The sequence below is a fragment of the Microbacterium hatanonis genome, assembly GCF_008017415.1.
Classification (GTDB): domain Bacteria; phylum Actinomycetota; class Actinomycetes; order Actinomycetales; family Microbacteriaceae; genus Microbacterium; species Microbacterium hatanonis.
On record NZ_VRSV01000002.1, the window covers coordinates 1,159,760 to 1,185,040 of the forward strand.

The window sequence follows — 25,281 nt, forward strand, 5'->3', positions numbered from 1 at the left end:
CTGCGGTTCGATCCGACCGCGGGGTCGAACCTCTCCGTACCGGCGGGAGGGGTGGGGCGGGGGGCTGAACGTTCTGAGGGATTGTCCATCACCGAACGCTATGCGTTTCACATGTACGTGCTCACAGGTTCGCGCTCGGGCCCCCGAGGCGGTAAGGGGGCCCGAGCGCGAGCGTCACGCGTCGCGGCGCTTCAGCAGCACGATCGCCGTCGAGAACAGCACGACGACCCACGCGACGAGGATCAGTCCGCCGGCCCAGGGCTCGATGGTCCAGAGCCCCTCGGTGGTGGGCCCGCCCGACGACTCGACGGGATAGGCCGCCAGGGCGCTACCCGCCGACGAGGGCAGGATCTTCTCGAGGTTCTGCATCCACACCAGCTGTGTCAGCACGCCCACGATGTTCAGCACGATCGGGGCGGCGAGGACGAGGCCCAGCGCCACGGCGACGCTCCCCGCCGTGTTGCGGATGATCGCGCCGAGCGAGAACGCGATGAGCCCCACGAGCACGAGGTAGCCGACGCCACCGAGGATGGCGAGCCAGTACTGCGGGTCTGCGAGGTCGGTCTCGAGGCCTTTGCCCGACAGCAGCGCCACGGACACCGCGATCGAGATGCCGAAAGAGATCACGGCGACGACGAACGTCGCGATGGCGAACACGAGTGCTTTCGCCAAGAGCGCGGGCGTCCGCTTCGGCACGGCGGTGAGCGTGGAGCGGATCATGCCGGTGCCGTACTCGCCCGAGATGATGAGCACGCCGAGCACGCTGACCACGAGGGCCCCGAAGGTGGTGCTGATCGTCACCGCCTGCACGGACAGCGACTGGGCGGAGTCGCCCGTGGGTGCGGGGTCGACGCTGAGCGATGCGGACAGCAGCAGGCTGAAGCCGACGGTCAGCACGACCAGGATCGCGAAGCACCACCAGGTCGAGCGGATGCTGCGGAACTTGATCCACTCGGAAGCCACGACTCCGCCGAAGCTGAGGTCGCGGCCGGTGGGGGTGAACACGGGGGTGGGGGTCGAGGTGCTCATCGGGTCGCCTCCGCGGTCGTGGGGGTGTCGTAGTCGGCGGTGGCGTACTCGATGCTGTCGCGTGTGAGCTCCATGTAGGCGTCCTCGAGCGAGCCGGTGAGCGGTGTGAGCTCGTACAGCACGACGCCCGCGCTCGCGGCGATCTCGCCGACGCGCTGCGCGACGATGCCCGTCACCGACAACAGGTCGGGCGCCGTCGCCGTCGCGCTGGCGCCCTCGCTCTCGAGGAGCGGGCCGAGCTGCGCGATCTGGGGCGTTCGCACCTTGACCGAGCCGCCCGAGGCATTGGCGAGGATCTCGTTCACGGGGGCGTCGGCGACGATCCGTCCGCGTCCGAGCACGATGATGTGGTCGGCGGTCTGGGCCATCTCGCTCATGAGGTGCGAGGACAGGAACACGGTGCGCCCCTCGCCGGCGAGGTGCCGGACGAACTGACGCACCCATGCCACGCCCTCGGGGTCGAGGCCGTTGACCGGCTCGTCGAGGATCAGGGTGGCCGGATCGCCGAGCAGCGCCACGGCGAGACCGAGGCGCTGCCCCATGCCGAGCGAGAACCCGCCGACACGCTTGCGGGCGACGGACTCGAGTCCGGTGAGGCCGATGACCTCGTCGACGCGCTTCGCGCCGATCCCATGGGTGGCGGCGATGGCCAGCAGGTGGTTGCGGGCGCTCCGCCCGGTGTGAACCGCCTTCGCGTCGAGCAGTGCGCCGACCTGGTGAAGCGGCGCGCGGTGCTCGGCGTACGGCTTGCCGTTCACCGTGACCGATCCGTTCGTGGGGCGGTCCAGACCCACGATCATGCGCATCGTGGTGGACTTTCCGGCACCGTTCGGTCCGAGGAATCCGGTGACGTGCCCCGGACGGACGGTGAAGTCGATGGTGTCGACGGCGGTCTTGGCGCCGTAGCGCTTGGTCAGGGAATGGGCTTCGATCACGACAGGAACTCCATGCCACCCACCGTAGCGAGGGCGATCGTCGCGCCGATACCGGGGTATCCCTACCCGGTCATCGGGTCAGCAGGGCGGCGGCGACCAGCAGGACGGTTCCGAGCGCGACGATCACCGCCCCGACGATGAGCCACACCGGCTGGCGGTGGGGCGGGCGGGTGGACGAGAGGCGGCGGCGAGTACGTCTTCGGGCAGACATGCTCGAAGCATAGGGGCCGCACGTGACGCGTGTGTGACGCGGACGCTACCGGCCTCCGCCTCCGCCGCCTCCTGCGCCGCCGCCCGAGAATCCGCCCCCCATGGAGCCCCCGGAGAAACTGCTCCCTCCGCTGGCGGCCCAGGTCTGCGCGGGCGGGCTGGCCGCCGTTCGCGACGCCGTCATCACGGCCACCAGCTGGGCGGAGGAGAACGCCTGGGTTCCGCGGTACCAGTCCAGCGAAGCATCCGTCCGCTCGGCCTGCGTCGCGAGCACGCCCGCCCACTCCTTCTCGATGCCCCAGATGATCGCGTAGGGGAGCAGGCGCTCGTAGAGGTGCAGGACCTCGGCCGCCTCCGGTCCGCTGCGCTCCGCGCCTTCGGGGCTCTGCAGCATGCGGATGCGATCGGCCTCGGCCAGTTGCAGGTAGTCGCGCAGGCCGAGGAGATGGTCGCGGACCGGCGCGCCGCGATCGGTGATGCGGTCGCGGGTGCGCCACATGGTGACGGTCACGATCCCGGCGAGGACGGCCACGACGACGGCGGCCCCGGGCACCCACCGCGGGGCGTCGCCCATCGCGGCGAACACGGCGCAGACGACCGCGACGGCGAAGGCGACGAAGGCGACGGCGAAGGCCGAGCCGGGCAGCCGATGCGACTGCTTCTGCGTGAGGCCGGCCGCGTGGAGCTCGCCGACGGCCGAGGCGGACAGGCTCGTGAAACGCGACGCGATCTCGGCGTCCGCGCCCTTCAGCCGCAGCCGCCGGCCGGGTTCGGGGGCGAGGCCGAACACCGCGTCGAGGGTGCGCTGCCGGGCCGGATCGTCGGGACTCGGTGCGAGGTACTCGAGCGACACGTCGGTCGCCGCATCGTCGTGCGCGATGACGCGCGCGTGACCGGTGACGGCGAGATCGACGATCGCGGCGGGGACGGCTGCGGCGGGGCGTCCGACGAGGTGCGCGGCCTGCACGACCGAGACCTCCTGCGGCGGGTCGTACTCGGCCACGATGATGCCGCGTCCCTCCGCGTCGCGGCTGCGGCGTCGCGCGAGGAGAGCCGCGGACGCCGCCGCGATGCTCGCGACGATCGCGGCGACGGCGCCGACCTGGAACACGGGAGCGGCGTCGGTGGCGAAGTCCTGCACCGCACTGCGCTCGACCTCGCCGGGAACGAAGGTCCCCGGCTCGAAGCCGATGGCGACCGTCACGTTCTCTCGCGGCTCGAGGTCGAACGCCTGCGGGAAGAACTCCTTCGGTTCACCCGGCGCGGTCGCGCGCTCGACGATCTCGCAGGTGTCGCTCGAGCCCTCTTCGCCGACGTAGCAGGCGGTGTTTCCCGTGAGCGCGTCGGCCAGGGAGGGATCGATGACGATGTAGGCGCTGACCTCGCCGAAGGGCTGCTCCCATCCCGTGCCGTTGAGGTCGCGGTAGAACTCGTCGGCGTCGGTGTCGGCGAACGCGCGGATCGTGTCGCGCTGCGTGTAGGAGATGACGTAGGTCTGCACTCCCCGCACGTAGGAGTCGTCGCCGGTCGCCACCTCGATGAAGCCGTCGCGCTCGCTCACCTCGTAGGGGATGGGCTCGCCACCGCCCGACGTCACCGAGGTGACGGACGTGTGCAGCGGCACACCGGCGTCGTCGTCGGGGATCGCGCGCACGATGCCGCGGTTCTGGTCGCTGTCGGGGAAGCGGGCCACGAGCGTCTCGGTGACCGAGAGCTCGGCGTGCCCGTCGGTGGCGCGGGTGAGCAGCATGTCGGCGTGGAACGAGTCGAAGGCGAAGTCGTCGACGTCGGCCGACGCCGCGGCGGCCGGGAGGAGCACCGCCGCGACCGCGATCAGGAGCGCGAGGACGAACCGGCCGAGGAGCGAGATGCGCGCGGTCATGCCTCCGACCCTAGGCGAGGCGTGCGCGGGATCGAATCCACACCCCGCCGCGTGAGTCCACTCGCGGACGCCGCCGCGCGGTGGTGATCCGAGCGCGGAGGTCTGGACTCAGCGCCGCTTGCGGCCGCGGCGTCCGCGGAGCAGGACGAAGGCGATCCCGCCGACCACGGCGACGGCGACCAGGCCCGCGATGGCGACGAAGACGTAGACGACGCCGGCGGCGCCGTCGGCGGGGGTCTCGGGGGTGCCGTCGGCGAGCGCCCCCGACAGGAGTGCGGTGAAGAGGGTGAGCGAGGTGACGAGTCCGGTGAGCACGGGCGTCCTTTCCGACGTTCCGGCCAGGTTAGGCGGGTGCCTTGGGTCGACCCCGAGCCTGGACGAGCGGCCACTCAGGGGGTATGAGCGAACAAGCAGGGAGGCTGTTGTACGTACAGACTGGACGATCTGTACTGTTCAGGTTAGAGTGACGCTGTCTCTTCGAAAGGACCCCCTATGCCACTGGTCAGCGGCCTCGACGTCATTCAGGAATGCACCGCGCGCGGGCTCGTCGCAGGTGCTTTCAACACCACGAACATCGAGACGACGATGGGGATCGTCGATGCCATCGAGAAGGTCGGAGTGCCGACCTTCATCCAGGTCGCCCCGACCAACGCGGCGCTGTCGGGCTTCGAGTACATCTACGACATGGTCAGCCGACGGCTCGCCGAGACCCGCGTTCCCGTCGCGCTGCACCTCGACCACGGCAAGTCGCTCGGAGCGGTCGAAGACGCCCTCGCCGCCGATTTCACGTCGATCATGATCGACGCCTCCGAGGAGCCCTACGACGAGAACGTGCGCATCTCGTCGATCGCGCGCGAGATGACCCCGGCCGATCTGGCCCTCGAGGCGGAGCTCGGCAGCATCGGTGGCAAGGAAGACGACCACGGCCCCGAGGTGGAGCTGAGCACCGACCCCTCTCAGGTCGAAGGCTTCGTGACGGCGGTGCGCCCCGACATGCTCGCCGTGTCGGTCGGGAACGTGCACGGGTACTCCCCGACGGCGGCGATCGACTTCGACCTGCTCGCGCAGGTGCGGGCGGCCAGCAGCGTCCCGCTCGTGGTGCACGGCGGATCGGGGCTCCCGCCCGAGCAGCTCGGGCGCCTGCACGAGTTCGGCGTCGTGAAGGTCAACGTCGCCAGCGATCTGCGCAACGCCATGATCCGCGCCTTCGGAGAGGCGTACGCCGCCAATCCGCAGGAGGTGTCGCTCATCCGCGTCTCCACGCAGGCCGTCGCAGCGATCTCGGATGTGGTGGAGCGACGCATCCGGATGCTGAATCCCTCCGCGGCCTGAGCGGTCGGGCCCCATGCTTCCCACGATCACCGTCGACGTCGGAACGACCAGCGTCAAGCTCTGCCTGTTCGACGCATCCGGCGACCCGCGCGCCACCGCCCGCCTGGCCACGCCGACGACGGAGGACCGCTGGGGGGAGGTCTACCACCTCGCCGAGCTGGCGGCGGGCATCGATCGGTTCGTGCTCGCTCTCGACGCGGACGATCGGGCGACGGTGCGCCGGATCGCCATCACCGGCGTCGGCGAATCGGGCGGTCTCGTCCGCGGCGACATGTCACTGGCGTCGCCGATGATCCTCTGGCACGACGACCGGGGCTCGGACTACCTGAACCGGCTGGACGCGCTCGAGCGTCGTCGCGTCTACGAGGTCACCGGGCTTCCGATCAACGCCAACTACGGCCTGTCGAAGGTCGCGTGGGCCGTCGCCCACGCCGACGACGCGGGCGACGCCCAGTGGCTCAATGTCGCGGAGTATCTTGCCGGCACGCTGACCGGGGACCGGTGGTCGGAGTACTCGCTGGCCAGCCGCACCATGGCGCTCGACCTCGTCGAACGCCGCTGGTCGGCCGAGATCGTCGGGCTCGTCGGTCTCGACACGTCGCTGTTCCCACCGCTCCGAGCCGCCGCCGAGGGGTCGGCGATCACCGCCGACGCCGCACGACGGCTGGGTCTCGGCGACGACGTGATGGTGCACGTCGCCGGCCACGACCACATGGTCGGCGGTGCGGGCGCCGACCTTCGGCCAGGCGAACTGCTCAACTCCACCGGAACGACCGAGGGCCTCCTCTTCGTCGGTCAGCGCCCGAGGCTCGACGAGGCCGCCGCCGCGGCGAAGCTGGCCAACGGCATCGACTGCGCGGGGGAGGGGTTCACCCTGTTCGCCTCGATCCCCACGGGCGGGTCGGCCTTCGCGACGCTCCAGAGCATGCTCTCGCTCACCGCCGACGAGCTCACCGCGTGCATCGACGACCTCGCCCGGCGCTACGCCCGCGGGGCGCTCGACCTCGACACCGTGCCTCTCGTGCTGCCGCAGTTCCGAGGGAGCCCGCCACCGGATAAGAACGCCGCGGCACGGGGCGTGGTCGCCGGGGTGCGCAGCGACACGACCACCGCCGACATCGTGCTCGGCTGCTTCCTGGGCATGGCCCTGCAGTTCCGCGACGTGCTCGGTCTGTTCGACCGTCCGGTCGAGCGGGTGAAGGTCATCGGGCCGGCCGCCGTGAATCCGCTCTGGCTGCAGCTGAAGGCCGACCTGCTGGGGGTGGCGTTGAGCGTCTCGCGCTTTCCCGAGGTGGTCTCGCGCGGGGCTCAGGCCCTCGCATCGGGCGAGACCGTGCCGTGGGCCCGCAGCGAGCCGCGCGAGGTCGAGGTCGATCCTCGCAACGCCGAGCGGGTCGCCGCCTGGGCCGCCTCCGTCGGTCCGCGCTGGGAGCACCTGAAGGCCATGCCGTGGTGAGCCGTCGGCGGCCGCACGGCGGCGACACGTTCCACGAAGACCAGGGGGAGAAGCGATGACGCTCGTCGCCGGAATCGATTCGTCCACGCAGGCGTGCAAGGTCACGGTGCGCGATCTCGCGACCGGCCTGCGCGTGCGAGAGGGCAAGGCCGCCCACCCCGACGCGACCGTCGTCGACCCGGAGGTCTGGTGGACGGCGCTGCTGGAGGCCGTGCGCGCGGCTGGCGGGCTGGACGACGTCGCGGCCGTCTCGGTGAGCGGCCAGCAGCACACGCCCATCTTCCTCGACGCCTCGGGTGCCGCCGTCGCGCGGTCGCCCCTGTGGAACGACACCGGGTCGCACCCGCAGATGGTCGCGCTGAACGCCGAGCTCGGGCGGGAGGAGTGGATCCGTCGAACGGGGCTGCCGCTGACGCTCTCCGACACGGTGGTCAAAGCGCGGTGGCTGCGCGACACCGATCCGGACGCCGCTCGACGCACCGCCGCCGTCGCGGTCGTGCACGACTGGCTCACCTGGCGACTCCGCGGATTCGGACCGGGTACGGGCGGTGTCGAACGGTTGACAACGGATCGATCCGAAGCATCCGGCACCGCCTACTGGTCGGGCCAGGACGAGGCCTACACCCCCGACCTGTTCGCGCACGCCTTCGGGTCGTCGGCGATCCTGCCCGAGGTGCTCGGGCCGCTCGGTCGCGCGGGCGTGACCGGCGCGGGGATCCCCGGGGTTCCGGCCGGCATCCCGATCGGTGTGGGAAGCGGCGACAATGCGGCCGCGGCACTGGCCCTCGGACTCGAGGACGGCGACGCGGTGCTCAGCCTCGGCACCTCGGGGGTCGTCTACGCCCGCACGGCCGCCCCGGTGCACGACTATGCGGGATACGTGTGCAGCTACGCCGACGCCACGGGTGCGCACCTGCCGCTGGTCGCCACGCTGAACGCCGCGCGCAATCTGCATCTGGGGGCGAGCCTGCTGGGGTGCACCTACGCCGAGCTGTCCGACCTGGCTCTGGAGGCGCCCGCCGGTGCGGGCGGACTGGCGCTGCTGCCGTACTTCGAGGGCGAACGCACGCCGGACCTGCCCCACGCCCGCGGGTCGCTGCAGGGGGCGACGCTCACGAACCTCACCCGCGCGAACTTCGCGCGCGCCGTCGTCGAGGGGACCCTTGCGAGCCAGGTCGCCATGCTCGATGCGCTGCACGCCTGTGCCGTGCCGACGACGCGGATGCTGCTGATCGGCGGGGCGGCGAAGAACCACGCCGTGCAACGGGTGCTCAGCCAGATGGTCGACCTGCCGATCGTCGTGCCGGAGTTCGACGAGTACGTCACGAAGGGCGCCGCCATGCAGGCGGCGGCGGCCCTGGACGGGGCGTTCCCGTCGTGGGAGCTCGCCGCGACGGAGCTCCCGCGTGCGCAGTTCGAGCCGCAGATCGCCCGGCAGCACGTCGAGGCGCAGCGCGCGCTCGGCTACATCGACCCCGTTCTCATCGGCTCCTCCTGACCTCGGCCGACGGCCGAGGGTCGTGCGGGCGGTTATGGTCGTGGACGACGCGACCACTGCCCGGTCGGCGTCTTCGGCAGGTCGTCGCCCGTGGGGCGCCCCGGGGAGGAGTGGTCACGTGTCCGCTGGTTCGCGCGTGCCCGTCGCCTGCGGCGTCGATGTCGGGAGCACCAATTCCAAGGTCATCGCCATCGACGAGTCGGGAGCCGTCGTCGCTCGTGCCAGTCGTCCGACGCCGCGTGACGCGGTCGATCTGTCGGTGAAGGTCGACCGTCTCTTCGACGCCGTCGAGGAGATGGTGATCGAGGTCTGCGGCGAGATCTTCGAGGTGCACGCGATCTGCGTCGCCGGAGTCGGCGAGGACGGCGTGCTCGTCGACGACGGGCTCGGCGTGCTCACCCCGGCGCTGACGTGGTTCGATCCGCGTCGCCAAGACCTCTTCCGCGCGCTTCGACCGCAGCTGGTCGACGACGAGACGTTCGACTCGGAGACCGACCCCGTGCGGACGGTCGTCGGGTGGGCGTGGGCGCGGACGCACGAGACCGCCGGTCGGGCGCGGTCGTGGCTCGCGCTGACCGACCTCGCCGCGTGCCGGTGGGCCGCGCGGCCGTTCTTCAGCGACACCCTCGCGTCGCGCACGGCGGCGTGGCGATCGAGCGACCGGGTGTGGGCGGTCGACCGCGTCGCCGCCACCCTCGGCTCGCCCGAGCTGCTGCCCCCGGTCGTCGCGACCGGTGAGATCGTCGGCCCCCTCGATTCGCCGACCCTCCGCGCGGCGGGTGTGATCGCGGGCGACGCCATCACGGTCGCGGGCGGACACGATCATCCGATCGCGGGGTGGGGCGTGCAGCAGATCGTGCCCGGCGCGATCCTCGATTCGATGGGCACCGCCGAGGTCGTGGTCGCGCAGGCTCCGGGGATGCCGGTCGTGCGCGGTGAGCACGTCGATGTCGCCCCCGGCATCCGCTCCGACGGGCGGACGCTCCTGCGCGTGGAGGAACTCGCTCGCAACGTGCAGTGGGCGTCCCAGGATGCGGATGTCGCCGCGGAGGTCCGCGCGCTCCTGGAGGGAGCGGCCGAACCGCTGCCGCTGTGGGACTCGGGTTACTTCGTGCCGGGGGAGAGGGGCGGTGGTGCGCCCTCGTACTCGCCCGACGCTCCCCGTGATCCGCGCGCCCGCGCGTCGGCGGTGCTCGGTGCGCTGGCAGTGGCGGGACGCGACGCCGTCGACGCGGTGTCGGCGGGGATGCCCGATCGAGGCGAGGTGCGCCTGGCGGGTGGATGGGTGCGTTCGCCCGGATGGATCGAGATCAAGTCGGCGGTGCACGGCCTGCGGGCGGCGCCCATCCTGGAGCCGGAGGTGACGGCGGTCGGGGCGGCGCTGCTCGCGGCGACGGCTCGCGGATGGCGGCCAGACGCGGTCGTCTCGCTCGGCGGGTTCACCGCGTCGATGCTCGGGTGAGCGTCAGCTCGCCGCGACGCTGACCTCGAGCGGGATGACGTCGGTGAGCACCCAGGTCTCGTAGTAGTCGAAGCGCGTGTCGCTGTGGTCCCACGAGAGCGACCGCACGCGGAGGACGGGCTGATCCGTCTCGATGCGCAGATGCTGCGCCACGGCCGCGGGGGGCAGAGTGGCGTGGATGAGGCGACGTGCGCCGCTCGTGACGAACCCGGCTTCGCGGAGTCTCTCGTTGACCGACCCGGTGCCGTCGAGCACGGCGTCGGCGGTCGCCATGGTGCGGCCCACGGCATCCGGGAACCAGTTCGTGCTGAACATGGCCACACGACCGTTGAGCGAGCGGACGCGTTCGATCGCGAACACCTGGTCGTCCGACCCGACGCGCAGCGCCTCGGCGACGTGATCGGGCGGGCGGACGAAGCCGGCGTCGGTGACCTCGGTCTCGATGCCGGTGCGACCGTGCCGGATCTGGGACTCGAGGAACCCCTCCTGCACGGTCCACCCCGAGGGGGCCTCGGGGGACGTGGCGAACACGCCGCGTCGGGGCACGCGACGCGCGAAGCCGTCGGACTCGAGCTTCGACAGCGTCTGGCGCACCGTCGCGCGGGACAGGCCGTATTCGCGGCAGAGCTCCAGCTCGCTGGGGAGTCGCTCGTCGGCGGGCACCTCTCCCGCGACGATGCGGGCGCGCAGGATCTCGAAGAGCTGTTCGTAGTACGGCACCGGAGAGGTGCGCTCGATGATCTGGGACACGACCACACTCCTTTGCATCGATGAACGGGCCGAGAATGATCTATCGGTACGTTGTCGTCCGACTGTACAGACAAGCACGATCCCGCCGCACCCGAGCGGTCGGGGAGTTCACGGTTTGCATTCCGCGATGTTGGCTGTACATTCTGTACGTACAAGACGTACGATACGTTCAGAATGACGTCGGCAGCAGCCGTCACCTGTCCCGCACTTCAGAGAGGAAGTCGCATGCGAACTTCAATGATCACCGGTGTCGCACTCCTCGGAGCCGGCGCCCTCCTGCTCGCCGGGTGCTCCGGCGACACCGCCGGCGCCGGCACCGACAGCGGCGACCCGGCCTCGACGCCGCTGAGCTACTCGCAGCCCCACACCGACCCGTTCCAGAACGCCGAGAACGTCGGTTCGATGGAGCGCTTCGCCGAGCTCGGCTACGCCACGATCCCCGCGACGAACGCCGACCGCGATGCGGCGCAGCAGATCACCGACATCCAGACGCTCATCAACAAGGGTGCGAAGGGCCTCGTCATCTCGGTCGGCGACGCCGACGCGATCGTGCCCGCGATCGAGTACGCGAACGACGCCGGTGTGCCGATCGTCGCGATCGACGAGGCTCCGGCCTCGGGCAACATCGCCATGATCGTCCGCGCCGACAACGTCAACATGGGCGCCCTCGCCTGCGAGGAGATGGGCTCGCGCGTCGCCGCAGGCTCGGCCGTGATCACCCTCGACGGCGACCCGGTCACGTCCAACGGTCGCGACCGCACGAACGGGTTCAACGACTGCATGAAGGAGAACTACCCCGACGTGCAGCTCGTGAACGTCGCCACCGAGTGGGACCCGGCCAAGGCCGCCACCGGGATCGAGACCGCGCTGAACCAGTACTCCAACGTCGCCGGCATCTACAACCAGAGCGACGCGACCTTCTTCCCGACGATCCTCGACACCCTCGAGTCGATCGGCAAGCTCATCCCGGTCGGCGAGCCCGGTCACATCGTGCAGGTCTCGGTCGACGCGAGCCCCATGGCGATGACCGCGATCCGCGACGGCTGGCTCGACGCCGCCATCGCCCAGCCGATGACCGACTACATCGACTACGGCGCGGACTACCTCACGCGCGCCATCGAGGGTGAGACCTTCGCTCCCGGTGAGACCGATCACGGCAGCGTCATCGAGGAGCGCAACGGCAACCTGGTCGACCTTCTGCCGACCCCGGTCGTCACCAAGGAGAACGTCGACGACCCGGACCTCTGGGGCAACAAGCAGTTCGCCCTGGACGCCTTCGGCGCCGCGTAACACCCCACCGCCCGACCGCGCAGCATCCGAGACGGAGACGTCATGACCGCTTCACCGACCACCGTGCCCGTCACCGTGCCCGCCATCGAGATCGATGGCGTCAGCAAGACGTACGGTGCGACGAGAGCCCTCCAAGACGTCTCCGTCTCGATCCTGCCCGGACAGGTGCACGGCCTGATCGGCCGCAACGGCGCCGGCAAGTCCACGCTCCTGCGCATGATCACCGGCCTCGAGACCCCCGACACCGGGAGCGTGAGGTTCTTCGGATCCGAGGCTCCACCCGCATCCGATCCGAAAGCGTGGCAGCAGCGCGTCGCGTGCGTCTACCAGCGTCCCTCGGTCTTCGCGAACCTCACCATCGCGGAGAACCTCTTCACGGGCCGGCTGCCGCAGCGCGGCGCCGGGGTGTCGTGGCGGCGCATGCAGGAGGAGTCCGAGCGCATCCTCACCGAGTGGAACATCAACCTCGACCCGAAGATGCTGCTGGCCGATGCGCCGCTGGAAGAGCGGCAGATGCTGACGATCGCGAAGGCGCTGGAGGCGGGCACCCGCATCGTGCTGCTCGACGAGCCGACCGTGCAGCTCGAGGGCGCGGCGATCCGGCGACTGTTCGACAAGGTGCAGGAGCTCCAGGCGGCGGGCGTGACGTTCGTCTTCGTCTCGCACTTCCTGCGCGAAGTGACGGCGATCTGCGACTCCGCGACGGTGCTGCGCGACGGCAAGCTGCTCTGGTCTCGGCTGGGCGACGAGATCCGATCCGACGATCTCGTCGATGCGCTGCTCGCCGGACAGGAACAGCGGCGGCACCGGGCGGAGTCGACGGCCGCATCCGATGCGCAGGCATCGCACGCCATCGCCCTCGCCGTCGAGAATGCGACCGACCGGGAGGGCGCGTTCACCGACGTGTCGTTCACGGTCGCGCCGGGCGAGATCGTGGCGATCGGCGGCGTCGGCGGGTCGGGCAAGTACTCCGTCGGCGAGGCGATCGCGGGCCTGCGCAAGACCGCCACCGGGGGCATCATCGTCAACGGCGAGCCCGTCGCCGCAGGCAACGTCAAGGCCAGTCAGCGCGCCGGCATCGGGTTCGTCCCCGCCGACCGGCACCGCGACGGATACGTGCCGCAGCTCAGCGTCGCCGAGAACATGACCATGGGCGTGATGGACCAGATCGCCCCGCGGGGATTCTTCTCCCCCCGCAAGCGCACCGAGATCTCGCGCGACCTCATCGCCGACGTCGCCCTGGTGCCCCCGGATCCGTCGCTGGCGGTGTCGGGACTCAGTGGCGGCAACCAGCAGAAGGTGGTGCTCGCGCGCGCCCTCGCCCGCAATCCGCGCGTGCTCGTCCTCATCTCGCCGACCGCGGGCGTCGACATCGCGGCGAAGGACGCGATCTACGCCCTCATGCTCCGCGCCCTCGGCGACGGCGTCGCCGTGGTGCTGATCTCCGACGACGTCGAGGAGCTGCTCGTCAGCCCCCGCGTCCTCATCATGCGGGAGGGGCGCATCGGCGCCGAGCTCCGCGAACCGACCGAAGAAGACATCGTTCGAGCCATCGAAGGCCTGGAGTGAACATCGTGCGAACCACCGTCATCCGTACCCCCGCCGCGAAGAACCCCTTCGCGCGCACCGTCGTGAAGAACGTCCGCGAGCTGAGCGTGCTGCCCGGCCTCGTGATCGTGGCGATCATCGGCGCGGTCGTGAGCCCCGCGTTCCTGTCGGCGGCGAACCTTACGCTGATCCTGCGCCAGTCGGCGGAGCTCGGCATCGTCGTGATCGGTCTGACCTTCATCCTGCTCACCGGCAAGCTCGACATCTCGCTCGAGTCGACCGTGGGGCTGGCGCCCATGGTCGCCGCGTGGCTGCTCATCCCCGCCGCCGTCGGCGGTCTCGGAACCGAGATCAACGAGTTCGGCGCGATCGGCATCACGATCGGGATCGGGATGCTGGTCGGACTGTTCAACGGATTCCTCGTCGTGAAGGTGAAACTCGACCCCTTCATCGTCACGTTGGCGATGCTGATCCTCCTGCGCGGCATCACGCTCGGCATCAGCGAGGGGAAGACCCTCGCCGGCCTCCCCGAGGCCTTCCGTTACGTCGGGTCGGCCCGGTGGGCGGGGATCCCCGCGGCGATCTGGATCACCGGCATCCTCTTCCTCATCGCCGGCCTGCTCCTGCGTTACACCTCGTGGGGACGCGCCCTCTACGCGATCGGCGGCAACGCCGAGGCCGCGCGTGCGGCCGGCATCCGGGTCGACTTCGTGCTCATCACGGCCTTCGTCGCGGCCAGTGCGCTCGCCGCGTTCGCCGGCCTGATGCTCGCCGGGCGTCTCGCCTCGGTCACGAGCGGCATGGGCGAGAACCTCATCTTCAGCGCTCTCGCCGCCGCCGTCATCGGGGGCGTGCAGCTCACGGGAGGACAGGGCCGGATCGTCGGCGCGCTCATGGGCGTGCTACTGCTCGGTACGCTGACCAACGTCCTCACGCTCGCGGGCGTCCCGACCTTCTGGATCAACGCCGTCTACGGCGCCGTCATCCTGCTCGCCCTCCTCGTCGGGCGCCTCGGCGCCAAGCCGGGTGTGAGATGACCCGTGATCAGCACGAACCCGGTGAACAGCACCGGGGAGAATCCGAAGAGAAGCACCGGGAAGAATCTGAAGAGAAGAGAGTGGACATGTCGGAATTCCGCGAGATCAGCGCCACCGTCGTCCAGGAACTCGGCGAGGTCTTCCGCCGGGTGCCGCTCGACAACATCGAGGCCGCCCTCGACGCGCTCGAGAGCCACCAGCGCATCTTCGTGCTCGGCATCGGGCGCGAGGGGCTGGGGTCGAAGGCGTTCGCCATGCGCCTGACGCATTTCGGCAAGACCGTGCACTGGGGGTGGGACGACACGACCCCCGCGGTGACCGCCGACGACCTGTTCATCATGCCGTCGGGCCCGGCGAACATCCCTCACCTCCACTACATCGCCGAGCAGGTGAAGAAGACCGGTGCGACGCTGCTCGTGGCCACCGCCGTGCCCGACGGGCCGACCGCACAGCTCGCCGACATCGTGCTGACCGTTCCGGCCCACACCTACGGTGCCGACGACCCGAGCGGTCTCGTGCCGACCATCCAGGCGATGGGGAGCCTCTTCGAGCAGTCGCTCTGGATCTTCTGGGACGTGCTGTACCTCATGCTGGTGCGGCGCACCGGGGCGAAGTTCGACGACCTCGTCGCCCGCCACCGCAACTTCGAATGATCTGACGCGGTCGTCGCCGCGGACAGAGAGAAGGGCCTCCCGGTCGACACCGGGAGGCCCTTCCTCTGTGTGCGGGTTACTCCAGCGGGCCGTACAGGGCCGGCGCGGTGCGGGCGTCGATCTCCTGTTCGAGCGCGAACGCGTAACCGAGCAGCGGACCTTCGGCGAAGTCGCGCCCGAGGAACTCGAGGTTGACGTTGCCCGCGGGCGACTCGCCCACCGCGGCCGCCCAGCCCATCGGCACCGTCACCGCGGGGAGCCCGGTGTTGGGGCTCAGGCGCATGTTGGTGCTGATCGTGCTGTACGCGTTGCCGCTCGGGTACACGATGGCGTCGAGACCCAGGTCGTCCATCAGCTTCGTCACGAGCGTCTTGCCCTTGGCGAGCTGCGTGGTGTGGGTGCCCGTCGGACCCGCCCAGGCCTGGTAGGCCTCCTCGGTGACGGCGGCACGCTGCCCGTACGGGTTGCTCGCCCGTCCGGGGACGATGCTCGTCGACTGGCTGATCTTGAGCAGGCTGTTCGCCGAGACGTCGGGGTCGAGGTAGGTGTCGATGTACTCCTGGAGGTCGTGGTTGAACTCCGGGCCGCTGCCGCTGCCCTCACCGAGGATGGCGCTCCAGCCCTCGGGCGGGGTCACCTCGACGACCTTCGCGCCCTTCTCGACGAGCGTCGCCTTGGTCTTCTCCCACAGGGCGAGGGTGCTGGCGTTCGTTCCGAACATCGCCGGCACATAACCGAACGTCTTGCCGGCGAGCGAGTCCGCGTCGAGGTACGACGTGTACGACGTCGGCACCTTGCCGGCCTGGTTCGCGGTGATCGGATCCGCAGCATCCGCTCCGACGACCGCATCGAGAGCAACGGCGGCATCCGTCACCGAGCGGGCGATCGGGCCACCGGTGTCCTGCGACAGGGCGAGCGGAACGATGCCCGCGCGGCTGGCGAGACCGACGGTCGGTCGGACGCCCACGAGCGAGTTGTACGTCGACGGGACGCGGATCGATCCGCCCGTGTCGGTGCCGAAGCCGATCGCGGCGAGGTTCGCCGAGATCGACGCGCCCGTGCCACCGCTCGAGCCGCCCGAGGTGCGCGACGTGTCGAGCGGGCTCGAGACCGTCAGCGCCGTGCCGGGCGTCTGGAACGCCGACCACTGCGACGACAGGTTGATCGCGAACTCGTCCATGCTCGCCTTGGCGAGGATGACCGCGCCGTCGGCGCGGAGGCCCGTCACCATCGTGGCGTCGGTCGTGGTCTGGTTGTCGTTCCAGCACCCGCACCCGGCCGTGGTGGGCATGTCGACGGTGTTGTAGTTGTCCTTCACCGCGATCGGCACGCCGAGCAGCATGCTCGTCATGCCCTTCTCGGCGCGCACGGCGTCGGCCGCCGCGGCGGCGGTCAGTGCCGCCTGCTCACCCACCGTGATGATGGAGTTCAGCGGTCGCGCGCCGCCGGAGACCGTGACCTTGTCGTAGGCGTCGATGCGGTCGATATAGGCCTGCGTGAGCTCCACCGACGTCGTGACGCCGGCGTTCATCGCGGCCTGCATCTCGACGACGTCGGCCTCGACGAGCTGGAACGGGCCGTCGTCGTAGATGATGCGCTGCGACAGCAGAGCGAGGTCGGACACGGTCACGGCGCCGTCGGCGTCGAGGTCGAACGTCGAGTACTCGGCCCACTGCGGGTCGGTGCTCGTCGCGCCGATCGCCGCCGACAGCACGGCGAGGTCGGCATCGGTGACCTGGTCGTCGCCGGTCTGGTCGAGCTCGGTGTAGTACGGCGCGAGGAACGGTGCCCTCTCGGCCGCGGCGACGGGTGCCGCGGTGGCGGGGACGGCGAGGGAAGCGGCGGCTACCGTTCCCAGCGCGGCCGCGACGGCGACGATGCGCCGAGTGGATGCTGTCACGAGGGGGCCTTTGCGGGACGAAGGGGAGGAGGGCGTCGAGCTCTGCGTGCGGATCATTCGGACACCGCCTGACGACGACGGATCACCAGGAGGGCGCCCGCGGCGATGAGGACGACGGCGGCCGCGCCCGTGATGAGCCACGGGGTGGCGTCGGCGCCGGTGGCGGCCAGCGGCTGGCCGTTCGAGGCGACCGGGACGGCCGTCGCCGAGGCGCTCGCGCTCGGGGTCGGCGTCGCGCTCTCGGTCGGAGTCGACGTCGGCGACGGCGACGGATCGGGGAGGGCGACGAGCGAGACCGACGCGGAGTCGACGTCGGTCTGGGTCACCGACTCGTCGGTCGAGCTGACCAGCTCGGCCGAGGCGAGCGCGACGACCGTGTCGCCGCCGTCGATCGCGCGGAACGAGAACGAGGCGAGCTCGACCGTGCCGGAGAGCCCGGGGGAGGTGCCCAGGCGGGTGTGGGTCACGGCGACCAGCCCGTCGCCGAGCGCGCCGGTGGTGAATCCGCCGTCGGGGCCGACGGCCGACTCCTCGTCGAACTCGAGCACCGCGGGGTCGTACGCGAAGATCAGGTCGTAGGCGTACAGATCGGTCGTGCCGGTGGAGGTCACGGTCACCTCGAGCGTGTCGCCCTCGGTCGCCTCGTCGGGGGAGACGTCGATAGAGATGCTCGCGGCGGGGGCCGCGGCGAATGCCGCGGGAGCCAGCGCGACCGATCCGCTCGCCAGGGCGAACGTGGTGACGAGCAGCGCGATGCCGCGAGCTCGCAGCATCCTGCCTCTGCCAGTGGTTTCAGACATGCGGGAGAAGCCCTTCTACGGGTAGAGGGACTCGCCGACGCACGCGACGACGCGTGCTCGCGTCGGCGCGTCCCGTGTGGGTACCAGCAACCTCTCAGACTCCCGTTTCGGGGCGGGGTCGCGCTGTTACCGCCCGGTTTCGTCGGCGGCGCGGGGCAGACGCACGCGCACCGTCGTGCCGCGGCCCAGCGAGCTCTCCAGTCCGATCGTGCCGCCCGCGTTCGCGACGGCCCGCGCGGCACTGGCGAGTCCGATCCCGCTGCCTCCGTCGTCGTCCCTGGCCAACCGCCCGCGCACGCCGTCCTCGAGGATCGCCGACAGATCGTCGGGGTGGATGCCGCGACCGCGGTCGCGCACGACGATGTCGACGGTGTCGGCGGTCGCCTCGACGATCACGTCGATGGTCGCCTCGGAGTACTTGGCCGCGTTCTCGAGCACGTTCTGAACGGCGCGCCGCAGTTCGGTCGCGTCACCCTGCACGGCGGCGTCGTCGGCGATCGAGAACGACAGCCGACCGAACAGGTCGCCGGGGAGCACCAGGCTCGCCGCTTCGCGCACCAGTGTGCCGACGTGGGCGACCTCGTCGCGCCGCGGCGGAGGGTCGTCGCGTACCCGCGCGGCGAGCGCGGTGGCCATGGCGAGGAGGTGGTCGCTGGTTGCTCCGAGATGCCGCAGCATCTCGTCGGTGTCACCGATGCCTTCGCGCAGCAGATCGACGTAGCCGCGCACGGCCGTGACCGGCGAGAGGAAGTCGTGCACGAACGACCGGAGGAAGGCGTTGAGCTCGTCGTCGGCGCGCTTGGACGCGGTGAGGTCGCGGACGATCTTCACGAATCCCGTCGGCGTGCCGTGGGCGTCTCGCACCGCCGTGATCGTGACGTGGGCCCAGAAGAGGGCGCCGTCCGATCGCACACGCCAGCCGGTGTCTTCGACATAGCCGTGAGCCAGGGCTGAGGCGAGCAGCCTCTCCGGCACACCGCGCTCGCGGTCTTGGGGTCGGTAGAAGCGGGAGAAGTGCTCTCCGACGATCTCTTCGCGGGTGTATCCCTTGATGCGTTCGGCGCCGGAGTTCCAGCTCTGCACGTAGCCGGATCGGTCGAGTTCGACGATCGCGAAGACCGCTACCTGGTCGCTCCAGGCGATCGAGGGTGGTCGGGTCGAGGTGGGTTCCACGCGTACTCCGATTCACCGTTCCGGTTCCCCAACCACGAACAGCATGGCATCCGTCTGCTCCTGCTGTCGTGGTCAGGCGCGTGTGAAACCGTCGAGGTCGGGGTCCCAGCTCGTGTCGGGATCGTTCAGCGCGTACAGCTCCGCGCCCGTCGCGCTGCGGCGGGGATAGCCGGGGTGCGAACGGAGGGCAGCGGCGGCCTCGGAGAAGTCCAGCTCGTCGCCCTCCCACTCGGCGGGCGCGGACAGCACGTCGTTGCCGACGCCGATGACGAGCTCCGCCGTACCGTCGTCGTCGGTCGTGCGCGAGACGATCGGAATCGTCACCGCCTCCGCCCGGCCGTCGTTCGCGATGGCGGCAGTCAGCTTCACCAGCGCCTCCGCCACCTCGTTGGTCGTGATGATCGTCTCGCCCGCATAGGTGATGCTTCTCATCGCTCCACTCTGTCGTCCTACCCTCTTCCCGGGCCGACCCATTGCCATGGGAGGGACGGTGGGATAGGTCGGGCTCGCAGATCCCGGACAGCGCCGCCGAGGCCTGTTCGGGCGTGTTCGGGGTTGTTCGGAATCACGGTCTCGGGCTGCACGGGCGACGGCACCGGCCTAGCGTCGAAGATGAGCGGGTCGGGATGTCAGCCCCTTTGTCATCGCGACCCGCTCGCATGATTCGACACGTGGAGATGCCGGGCCGTGGGGGGATCCCGGTCTCTCCGCCTCCGCCCTCGGGCGGAGCGATTCACCGCCGACGATGTCGGTGGATCCGTGCGCGACGGATGCTGCGCTCCCCGGTGCTTCAGGCGTGCAGCGCAGCATCCGTCCGCGTCTCGCCATCGCGCCGAGACTCGCCGGTCGCCATGCGACCGACCATCGAGCCGACCAGATCGTGCTTCAGCATGCGGGCCGGAAGCAGGCCGATCACCGCGAGGGCGATGAAGCCCGAGATGAGCTTGTCGGCCAACGAGGTCAGCAGGTTCGCGGTGAAGACCGCCGGGGCGAGCTCCTCGCCCGAGGCGACGAGACCTTCGGCGATCTGGTCGCTGGCGTGACCCGTCTCGCCGCCGAAGACCGTCATCAGCACCGGCACCGAGACGATCGTGCAGACGACGCCGACGATCAGGCTCAGCGCGAAGAACCTCGGCAGCGACCGCGCTCCGCCGAACGCGCGGACGCCGTAGCCCCACGCCAGAGCGCCCGCGATGTTGACGAGTCCGAACGGCAGCGAATCGGTGGTGCCGGAGACCGTCTCGACGGCCGTGGAGCCGGCGGCGACGAGCACCCCCCACCAGGGACCGAACGCCATGGCGGCGACCGCCGTGCCGATCATGTCCAGGAAGAGCGGGAGGCCGAGGGTGGCGACCGCGGCGCTGCCCGAGAAGTTCAGGACGACGCAGCCGACGAGCAGGATCGCCGTCCACAGGGCCGAGTGCTGTGCTGCGGGCTGCGTCACCGGCTGTGCCGCGGTCTGCCTCACCGGAGGAGGCGTCGGCTGGGCGGGAGCTGCGTGCCGGGCCTTCTGTGCGAGACCGCAGCGAGTCTCCCAGCCCTCGGCCTCCGCGTCGTCGGCTCCGAGTGCTCGCACGATCTCGCCCACGAGGGCGGCGTTGATCCGCGAGCGACCCAGCCGGAAGGCGTCGTAGACCGTCGTCCGGGCGGGTACCGACGCCGAGACGGGCACCCCGCGCTCGATCCGGGCCAGCGCGATGCGGCTTCCGATCTCGGCGTACGACGGGCCTCCGGCGCGGGCGCGGAGTTCTCGCAGGCTCCTCGCGATGTCGTCGAAATCATCGTTCGTTCGGTCGTCCGCAGGCACCGGCGTTTCCCCCTTTGCCGGGAGGCCCCCCCGCCCGGCTCCAGAAGCCTAAGCGACGAGGCGTCGATCTCGCGGACTCGCCACGACGACCCGTCCCGGGTCTGCGAAAGGACCCCTAGGGGGAGGAAGGGGGCTATATAGGGGTTTCTGTCCCCCATTCAGGGGACAAGATCGGCTAATGTCTGTGTCAGCGACGAGACGCACGGCACCGCGAATCGTCGCCTGCAGAAACCGGACCCCCGCCCGTCTTGTCTCGACAGGGCGGGGGTCCCTCTTCTCTTCCCGGGTCAGCGCACCCGGACCGCGGACGGCTGCAGAGACACGGTGAACTCCCGCGTCTCGCCGATCTCCTCGCCGTCGATCTCGAACGCCCGCGGGTCGGGAAGCGTCACCCGGATCTTCTTCGCTCGGCCATGCGAGACCGACTCGGAGCTGGTCGTGTCGTCCTTCTTGGTGATCAGGCGCATGAGCCCGTTGTCCCACATCATCGTCTTGAGGGTTCCCATCCACTGGCCGAGCCCTTCGGCGCTCAGCAGCAGGAAGTCGAGCTCGCCGTCGGAGGGATCGGCGTCGGGCAGCAGCGTGAAGCCGCCCTGCAGCGTGCCGCAGTTCGCGATCAGCAGCGTATGGCCCTGTTCGTCGCGGCCCGGCTCGTCGTCGACGGTGAGATGGAAGGGCACGATGTCGCTGGCGGCGAGGGCCCGCCCGAGCGACTCGACGTAGGCGAGCCAGCCGGCCTTGCTCTTGAGCTCGTCGTCGGTCTCGGCGATCATCTGCGCATCGATTCCGAAACCGATCATGACGACGAAGCCGTGGCGTTCGGTTCCGGTGTCGAGGTCGACGTCGACCCAGCCGACGTCGATGGCGGTGGCGCTGCCGGTGAGGGCGCGGTCGACCGCCTTCGCAATGTCGTTGATCGGGACACCGAGGTTGCGCGCGAGCAGGTTGCCCGTTCCGAGCGGCACGATGCCGAGGTCGACGTCGGCCTTCTCGTCGGCGAGGTGCTCGGCGACCGCGCGCACGGTGCCGTCGCCGCCCGCGACGATGACCACGTCGGGTGAGGCCTCGAGGGCGCGGCGGGCGGCGCCCTGGCCGGGGTCGTCCACGCTGGTCTCGAACCACTGAACGTCGGCGTCGGAGCCGAGCGTTTCGTCGAGAGGCGTCTCGAGGGCCTCCCGCTCGGTCTTCGACGGGTTCCAGACGACCGCTACCCGGGTGCTCATTCTCGTGGTTCCCCCTCAGTCAGGACCTGCTCGCGGCGACGAGCGTCGTCGCGGTGTCGCCACAGTCTGACCCCCGCCGCGAGGCAGCGCCAACTCCTTGCGGCGGGCTCGACTTCCGGGCGGTCGTCGCGCTAGGGGCGGAGCGGTAGCGGCTTCTCGGTACTCGGTCTTGCCAAGTACCGCTATTCGGCGTTACTATCTACCGGTACTCAATGACACGGAGTAGTGAGGTATCGCATGGCAAAACAGATGACCGAAATGCTCAAGGGCACGCTCGAGGGCATCGTCTTGGCGCTGCTGGCCGTGCAACCGGCCTACGGCTACGAGATCACAGCGCGGCTGCGCGAACAGGGCTTCTCCGACATCGTCGAGGGCACCGTCTACGCGCTGCTGATCCGCGTCGAGCAGCGGGGTCTCGTCGCCGTCGAGAAGGTGCCCTCGGAGAAGGGGCCGCCCCGCAAGGTCTACTCGCTCAACGCGCAGGGGAGCGAGTACCTCGACGAGTTCTGGAGATCGTGGAGCTTCCTCGTCGACCGCATCGAGAGCCTCCACACCCCGCACACGAGAAACCAAGGAGAGTAGCCATGGCTGCGAAGTGGATCGAGACCCTCACCGGGTCGCTGGAGCAGAAGAAGCAGTACCGTCAGGCGACCGCACGCATCGAGGCGCTGCCCGAGCCGCACCACCAGGCCGCGAAAGCGCTGAGCCGATACCTCATGTACTACGCCGGCGTCACTGACGGCGGCACGCTCGTGACGATGTTCGCCGACCACGCCGACCTCTGGGAACGCGCCGCGGTCGACGCGACGCCCGTGCGCGAGATCGTCGGCGACGACCCCGTCGAATTCGCCGAGTCGTTCGCCCGCGCGTACTCGGGCGCGCAGTGGATCGACAAGGAACGAGCACGCCTCACCTCGGCGATCGACGCCGCGGCGGGCGAGCCGAGCGCATCCTCATGAACGCCGTCGACGTCCGTGGGGTCACGAAGTCGTACGGCGCCGTGCACGTGCTGCGCGGTGTCGACCTCGAGGTGGGAGAGGGCAGCATCCTGGCTCTTCTCGGCTCGAACGGGGCCGGGAAGACGACCCTGGTGCGGATCCTCTCGACCCTGTCGAGGCCCGACGCGGGCAGCGCGATCGTCCACGGGTTCGACGTCGTCACTCAGTCCGGCGAGGTGCGGGAGTCGATCAGTCTCACGGGGCAGTTCGCCGCCGTCGACGAGGTGCTCAGCGGTCGCGAGAACCTCGTGCTGGTGGCGAGGCTCCGGCACCTGAAGAACCCTCGCGCGATCGCCGACGCCCTGGTGGAGCGCTTCGACCTCGTCGAAGCCGGCGATCGTCGCGCGGGCGGCTACTCCGGGGGCATGCGACGTCGCCTCGACATCGCGATGAGCCTGATCGGCGACCCTCCCGTGATCTTCCTGGACGAACCCACCACGGGTCTCGACCCCCAGGCGCGCGCCGAGGTGTGGCGGACGATCGCTCGGCTCGCTGCGAGCGGCACCACGGTGCTCCTGACCACGCAATACCTCGACGAGGCCGAGCATCTGGCCGACCGCATCGCGATCCTGCACGAGGGCAGGATCATCCAGAACGGCACGCTCGACGAACTGCGGCGGCTGCTGCCTCCCGCCGAGGTCGAGTACGTCGAGAAGCAGCCGACGCTCGAGGACGTCTTCCTCGCCCTGGTCGGCGGTTCGGGCGACGAGCCCGCGCACCGGAAGGACCTCTGATGACCGGCCACGTCCTCGGCGACACCGGCGTGCTGACCGGGCGCTCGCTGCGCCACATCCTGCGCAGCCCCGACACGATCATCACCACGGCGGTCACCCCGGTCGCGCTCATGCTGCTGTTCGTCTTCGTGCTCGGGGGAGCGATCGACACGGGGTCGAGCGAGAGCTACGTCGACTACCTCCTGCCGGGCATCCTGCTGATCACGATCGCGTCGGGGGTGGCGTACACTGCCTACCGGCTGTTCCTGGATCTGCAGGGCGGGATCTTCGAGCGGTTCCGGTCGATGCCCATCGCACGCTCCAGCATCCTCTGGGCCCACGTGCTCACGTCTCTCGCGGCGAACGTCGCGGCCCTGGTGATCGTCGTCGGGGTGGCGCTGGTCCTTGGCTTCCGCACCGGCGCCTCGATCGGCGCGTGGCTGGCGGTCGCCGGCATCCTGGTGCTCTTCACGCTCGCGCTCACGTGGATCGCGGTGGTCGCGGGCCTCTCGGCCAAGACGATCGACGGGGCCAGCGGCTTCAGCTACCCGCTGATCTTCCTGCCGTTCATCAGCTCGGCGTTCGTGCCGACCGACTCGATGCCGGGTCCGGTGGCGTGGTTCGCCGAGAACCAGCCCGTCACGTCGGTCGTCGACACCGTGCGCGCGCTGTTCGCCGGCCAGCCCGTCGGAGGCGCGATCTGGGTGGCGCTGGCGTGGCTCGTGGGCATTCTCGTGGTCGCGTACGCGGCCGCGATCGCCATCTACCGGCGCCGCCTGAGCTGACCCCGGTGTTCTCGCTCTGAGAGTCCAAGACACCCGGATGCTGCGCGAAGCGCGTCCGGGTGTCTTGGACTCTCAGTGGGACGGCGTCAGTCTTCGAGGTCGCCGGGGGCCTCGGGCTCGGCCTCGGTCTTCTCGACCTTGCCGCGGAGCTGGTCGGCCATCGCGGCGGCGCCGTGCTCGCCGTGCTCGTCGTCGACCTTCGCGATCAGCTTGCCGAGCTCGGTGTCGGAGCCGGTCGGGTCGGTGTCGTTCTCGTCGGTGCTCATGCGGCGACCCTACGGTTCCCCCCTGAGAGTCCACGACACCCGGATGCTGCGCGGGGCGCGCCCGGGTGTCGTGGACTCTCAGCGGGAGTGGCCCTGAGGCGTCCGGCGGGGCTCGCGCCGACGGGTGACGGCGGCGGCGATGAGGATGCCGATGCAGGTGCCGGCGGTGTTCGCGAGGATGTCGGAGATGCTGGCCGTCCGCTTGTCGAGCAGCTCGGCCTGCAGACCCTCGATCGTGATCGTCGTCAGCAGCCCGATGGGCAGCACGAGATAGCGGGAGCGCTCGAGCACGAAGCTGAGCAGCAGTCCGAGCGGGACGAAGAACAGCACGTTCGCCGTGACCTCGATGCGCACGTAGGTCGCCCACGGCAGCCACCGCTCGATGCGGTCGAGCAGCCCGACCGCGCCGCTGTCGACCGGCACGGGCCAGAAGGCGATGAGCAGGACGACGACGCCGTAGACGACGAGGAGCTGCAGGGCGATACGCCGTCGGCGCGCGTCGCGCGAGCGGGTGTCGGTCTCGATCATCCGGTG

The 25,281-nt window shown here is 70.2% G+C and carries 26 protein-coding genes; 12 read left to right on the forward strand and 14 right to left on the reverse strand.

Annotation, left to right across the window (positions count from 1 at the left end; translation table 11 throughout):
• Positions 1-174: 174 nt before the first annotated feature.
• From FVP77_RS15510 to FVP77_RS15525, 5 genes are all read right to left on the reverse strand, one after another.
• On the reverse strand, positions 175-1,029 hold the full coding sequence (locus FVP77_RS15510) for an ABC transporter permease subunit (RefSeq protein ID WP_147895428.1): 855 nt from the start codon (positions 1,027-1,029) through the stop codon (positions 175-177).
• Positions 1,026-1,964 (reverse strand): ABC transporter ATP-binding protein, encoded by a 939-nt coding sequence (locus tag FVP77_RS15515; RefSeq protein ID WP_147895429.1) that lies wholly within the window; start codon positions 1,962-1,964, stop codon positions 1,026-1,028. Before FVP77_RS15515 ends, FVP77_RS15510 begins: the two co-directional genes overlap by 4 nt.
• 70 nt (positions 1,965-2,034) lie before the next feature.
• Positions 2,035-2,175, reverse strand: a complete 141-nt coding sequence (locus FVP77_RS16885; RefSeq protein WP_187266967.1) for a hypothetical protein — start codon at positions 2,173-2,175, stop codon at positions 2,035-2,037.
• Between the two features lie 45 nt (positions 2,176-2,220).
• Positions 2,221-4,056 (reverse strand): DUF2207 family protein, encoded by a 1,836-nt coding sequence (locus tag FVP77_RS16890; RefSeq protein WP_187266968.1) that lies wholly within the window; start codon positions 4,054-4,056, stop codon positions 2,221-2,223.
• 108 nt (positions 4,057-4,164) lie between these two features.
• Positions 4,165-4,371, reverse strand: a complete 207-nt coding sequence (locus FVP77_RS15525; protein ID WP_147895430.1) for a hypothetical protein — start codon at positions 4,369-4,371, stop codon at positions 4,165-4,167.
• A 177-nt stretch (positions 4,372-4,548) separates the two neighbouring features.
• Here FVP77_RS15525 and FVP77_RS15530 point away from each other — a divergent pair, with 177 nt between their 5' ends.
• The 4 genes from FVP77_RS15530 to FVP77_RS15545 all read left to right on the forward strand — a co-directional run bounded on the left by FVP77_RS15530 (position 4,549) and on the right by FVP77_RS15545 (position 9,804).
• A complete protein-coding gene (locus tag FVP77_RS15530) occupies positions 4,549-5,388 on the forward strand; it encodes a class II fructose-bisphosphate aldolase (protein ID WP_147895431.1) in 840 nt (279 codons plus the stop codon).
• Between the two features lie 13 nt (positions 5,389-5,401).
• The gene (locus tag FVP77_RS15535; protein WP_147895432.1) at positions 5,402-6,844 is read left to right on the forward strand and encodes an FGGY-family carbohydrate kinase; all 1,443 of its coding nucleotides are present in this window, start codon (positions 5,402-5,404) and stop codon (positions 6,842-6,844) included.
• Positions 6,845-6,899: 55 nt separating this feature from the next.
• Positions 6,900-8,342 (forward strand): FGGY family carbohydrate kinase, encoded by a 1,443-nt coding sequence (locus FVP77_RS15540; protein WP_147895433.1) that lies wholly within the window; start codon positions 6,900-6,902, stop codon positions 8,340-8,342.
• Positions 8,343-8,460: 118 nt separating this feature from the next.
• Positions 8,461-9,804: an FGGY-family carbohydrate kinase gene (locus FVP77_RS15545; protein WP_187266969.1), complete on the forward strand. Its 1,344-nt coding sequence runs from the start codon at positions 8,461-8,463 to the stop codon at positions 9,802-9,804.
• 3 nt (positions 9,805-9,807) lie between these two features.
• On the opposite strand, the gene FVP77_RS15550 is transcribed toward FVP77_RS15545, so the two are convergent.
• Positions 9,808-10,554 carry a GntR family transcriptional regulator gene (locus FVP77_RS15550; RefSeq protein WP_187266970.1) on the reverse strand — a complete coding sequence of 249 codons (747 nt, stop codon included), beginning with the start codon at positions 10,552-10,554 and terminating at the stop codon, positions 9,808-9,810.
• A 225-nt stretch (positions 10,555-10,779) separates the two neighbouring features.
• On the opposite strand from FVP77_RS15550, the gene FVP77_RS15555 reads away from it, so the two are divergent.
• The 4 genes from FVP77_RS15555 (at position 10,780) to FVP77_RS15570 (ending at position 15,082) form a co-directional block, all read left to right on the forward strand.
• Positions 10,780-11,844: a sugar ABC transporter substrate-binding protein gene (locus tag FVP77_RS15555; RefSeq protein WP_187266971.1), complete on the forward strand. Its 1,065-nt coding sequence runs from the start codon at positions 10,780-10,782 to the stop codon at positions 11,842-11,844.
• A 42-nt stretch (positions 11,845-11,886) separates the two neighbouring features.
• A complete protein-coding gene (locus FVP77_RS15560) occupies positions 11,887-13,413 on the forward strand; it encodes a sugar ABC transporter ATP-binding protein (protein ID WP_147895437.1) in 1,527 nt (508 codons plus the stop codon).
• Between the two features lie 5 nt (positions 13,414-13,418).
• Positions 13,419-14,429: an ABC transporter permease gene (locus tag FVP77_RS15565; RefSeq protein WP_205781275.1), complete on the forward strand. Its 1,011-nt coding sequence runs from the start codon at positions 13,419-13,421 to the stop codon at positions 14,427-14,429.
• 86 nt (positions 14,430-14,515) lie between these two features.
• On the forward strand, positions 14,516-15,082 hold the full coding sequence (locus tag FVP77_RS15570) for an SIS domain-containing protein (protein ID WP_187266972.1): 567 nt from the start codon (positions 14,516-14,518) through the stop codon (positions 15,080-15,082).
• A gap of 76 nt (positions 15,083-15,158) precedes the next feature.
• Here FVP77_RS15570 and FVP77_RS15575 read toward each other — a convergent pair whose 3' ends face one another.
• The 6 genes from FVP77_RS15575 to FVP77_RS15600 form a co-directional block, all read right to left on the reverse strand.
• Positions 15,159-16,982, reverse strand: coding sequence for an amidase family protein (locus FVP77_RS15575; protein ID WP_246134136.1), 1,824 nt, complete (start codon positions 16,980-16,982; stop codon positions 15,159-15,161).
• Positions 16,983-17,035: 53 nt separating this feature from the next.
• Positions 17,036-17,782 carry a cohesin domain-containing protein gene (locus FVP77_RS15580; RefSeq protein ID WP_147895713.1) on the reverse strand — a complete coding sequence of 249 codons (747 nt, stop codon included), beginning with the start codon at positions 17,780-17,782 and terminating at the stop codon, positions 17,036-17,038.
• Positions 17,783-17,908: 126 nt separating this feature from the next.
• Positions 17,909-18,955, reverse strand: a complete 1,047-nt coding sequence (locus FVP77_RS15585) for a PAS domain-containing sensor histidine kinase (RefSeq protein WP_147895440.1) — start codon at positions 18,953-18,955, stop codon at positions 17,909-17,911.
• A 72-nt stretch (positions 18,956-19,027) separates the two neighbouring features.
• On the reverse strand, positions 19,028-19,387 hold the full coding sequence (locus FVP77_RS15590; protein WP_147895441.1) for a hypothetical protein: 360 nt from the start codon (positions 19,385-19,387) through the stop codon (positions 19,028-19,030).
• 358 nt (positions 19,388-19,745) lie between these two features.
• Positions 19,746-20,762 (reverse strand): hypothetical protein, encoded by a 1,017-nt coding sequence (locus tag FVP77_RS15595; protein ID WP_147895442.1) that lies wholly within the window; start codon positions 20,760-20,762, stop codon positions 19,746-19,748.
• A gap of 287 nt (positions 20,763-21,049) precedes the next feature.
• On the reverse strand, positions 21,050-21,985 hold the full coding sequence (locus FVP77_RS15600) for a diacylglycerol/lipid kinase family protein (RefSeq protein ID WP_147895443.1): 936 nt from the start codon (positions 21,983-21,985) through the stop codon (positions 21,050-21,052).
• A 237-nt stretch (positions 21,986-22,222) separates the two neighbouring features.
• Between FVP77_RS15600 and FVP77_RS15605 the strand changes: the two genes are divergently transcribed.
• The 4 genes from FVP77_RS15605 to FVP77_RS15620 are packed head-to-tail and all read left to right on the forward strand — an operon-like array spanning position 22,223 to position 24,481.
• Positions 22,223-22,567: a PadR family transcriptional regulator gene (locus FVP77_RS15605; RefSeq protein ID WP_147895444.1), complete on the forward strand. Its 345-nt coding sequence runs from the start codon at positions 22,223-22,225 to the stop codon at positions 22,565-22,567.
• Positions 22,568-22,569: 2 nt separating this feature from the next.
• Positions 22,570-22,944 carry a DUF1048 domain-containing protein gene (locus FVP77_RS15610; RefSeq protein WP_147895445.1) on the forward strand — a complete coding sequence of 125 codons (375 nt, stop codon included), beginning with the start codon at positions 22,570-22,572 and terminating at the stop codon, positions 22,942-22,944.
• Complete coding sequence (locus tag FVP77_RS15615; protein ID WP_147895446.1) at positions 22,941-23,717, forward strand: ABC transporter ATP-binding protein; 777 nt, start codon at positions 22,941-22,943, stop codon at positions 23,715-23,717. The genes FVP77_RS15610 and FVP77_RS15615 overlap by 4 nt, the downstream gene beginning before the upstream one ends.
• Positions 23,717-24,481, forward strand: a complete 765-nt coding sequence (locus tag FVP77_RS15620; protein WP_147895447.1) for an ABC transporter permease — start codon at positions 23,717-23,719, stop codon at positions 24,479-24,481. Before FVP77_RS15615 ends, FVP77_RS15620 begins: the two co-directional genes overlap by 1 nt.
• Before the next feature lie 86 nt (positions 24,482-24,567).
• Here FVP77_RS15620 and FVP77_RS15625 read toward each other — a convergent pair whose 3' ends face one another.
• The gene (locus FVP77_RS15625; RefSeq protein ID WP_147895448.1) at positions 24,568-24,747 is read right to left on the reverse strand and encodes a hypothetical protein; all 180 of its coding nucleotides are present in this window, start codon (positions 24,745-24,747) and stop codon (positions 24,568-24,570) included.
• A 78-nt stretch (positions 24,748-24,825) separates the two neighbouring features.
• The gene (locus FVP77_RS15630; RefSeq protein WP_147895449.1) at positions 24,826-25,275 is read right to left on the reverse strand and encodes a VanZ family protein; all 450 of its coding nucleotides are present in this window, start codon (positions 25,273-25,275) and stop codon (positions 24,826-24,828) included.
• Positions 25,276-25,281 lie beyond the last annotated feature (6 nt).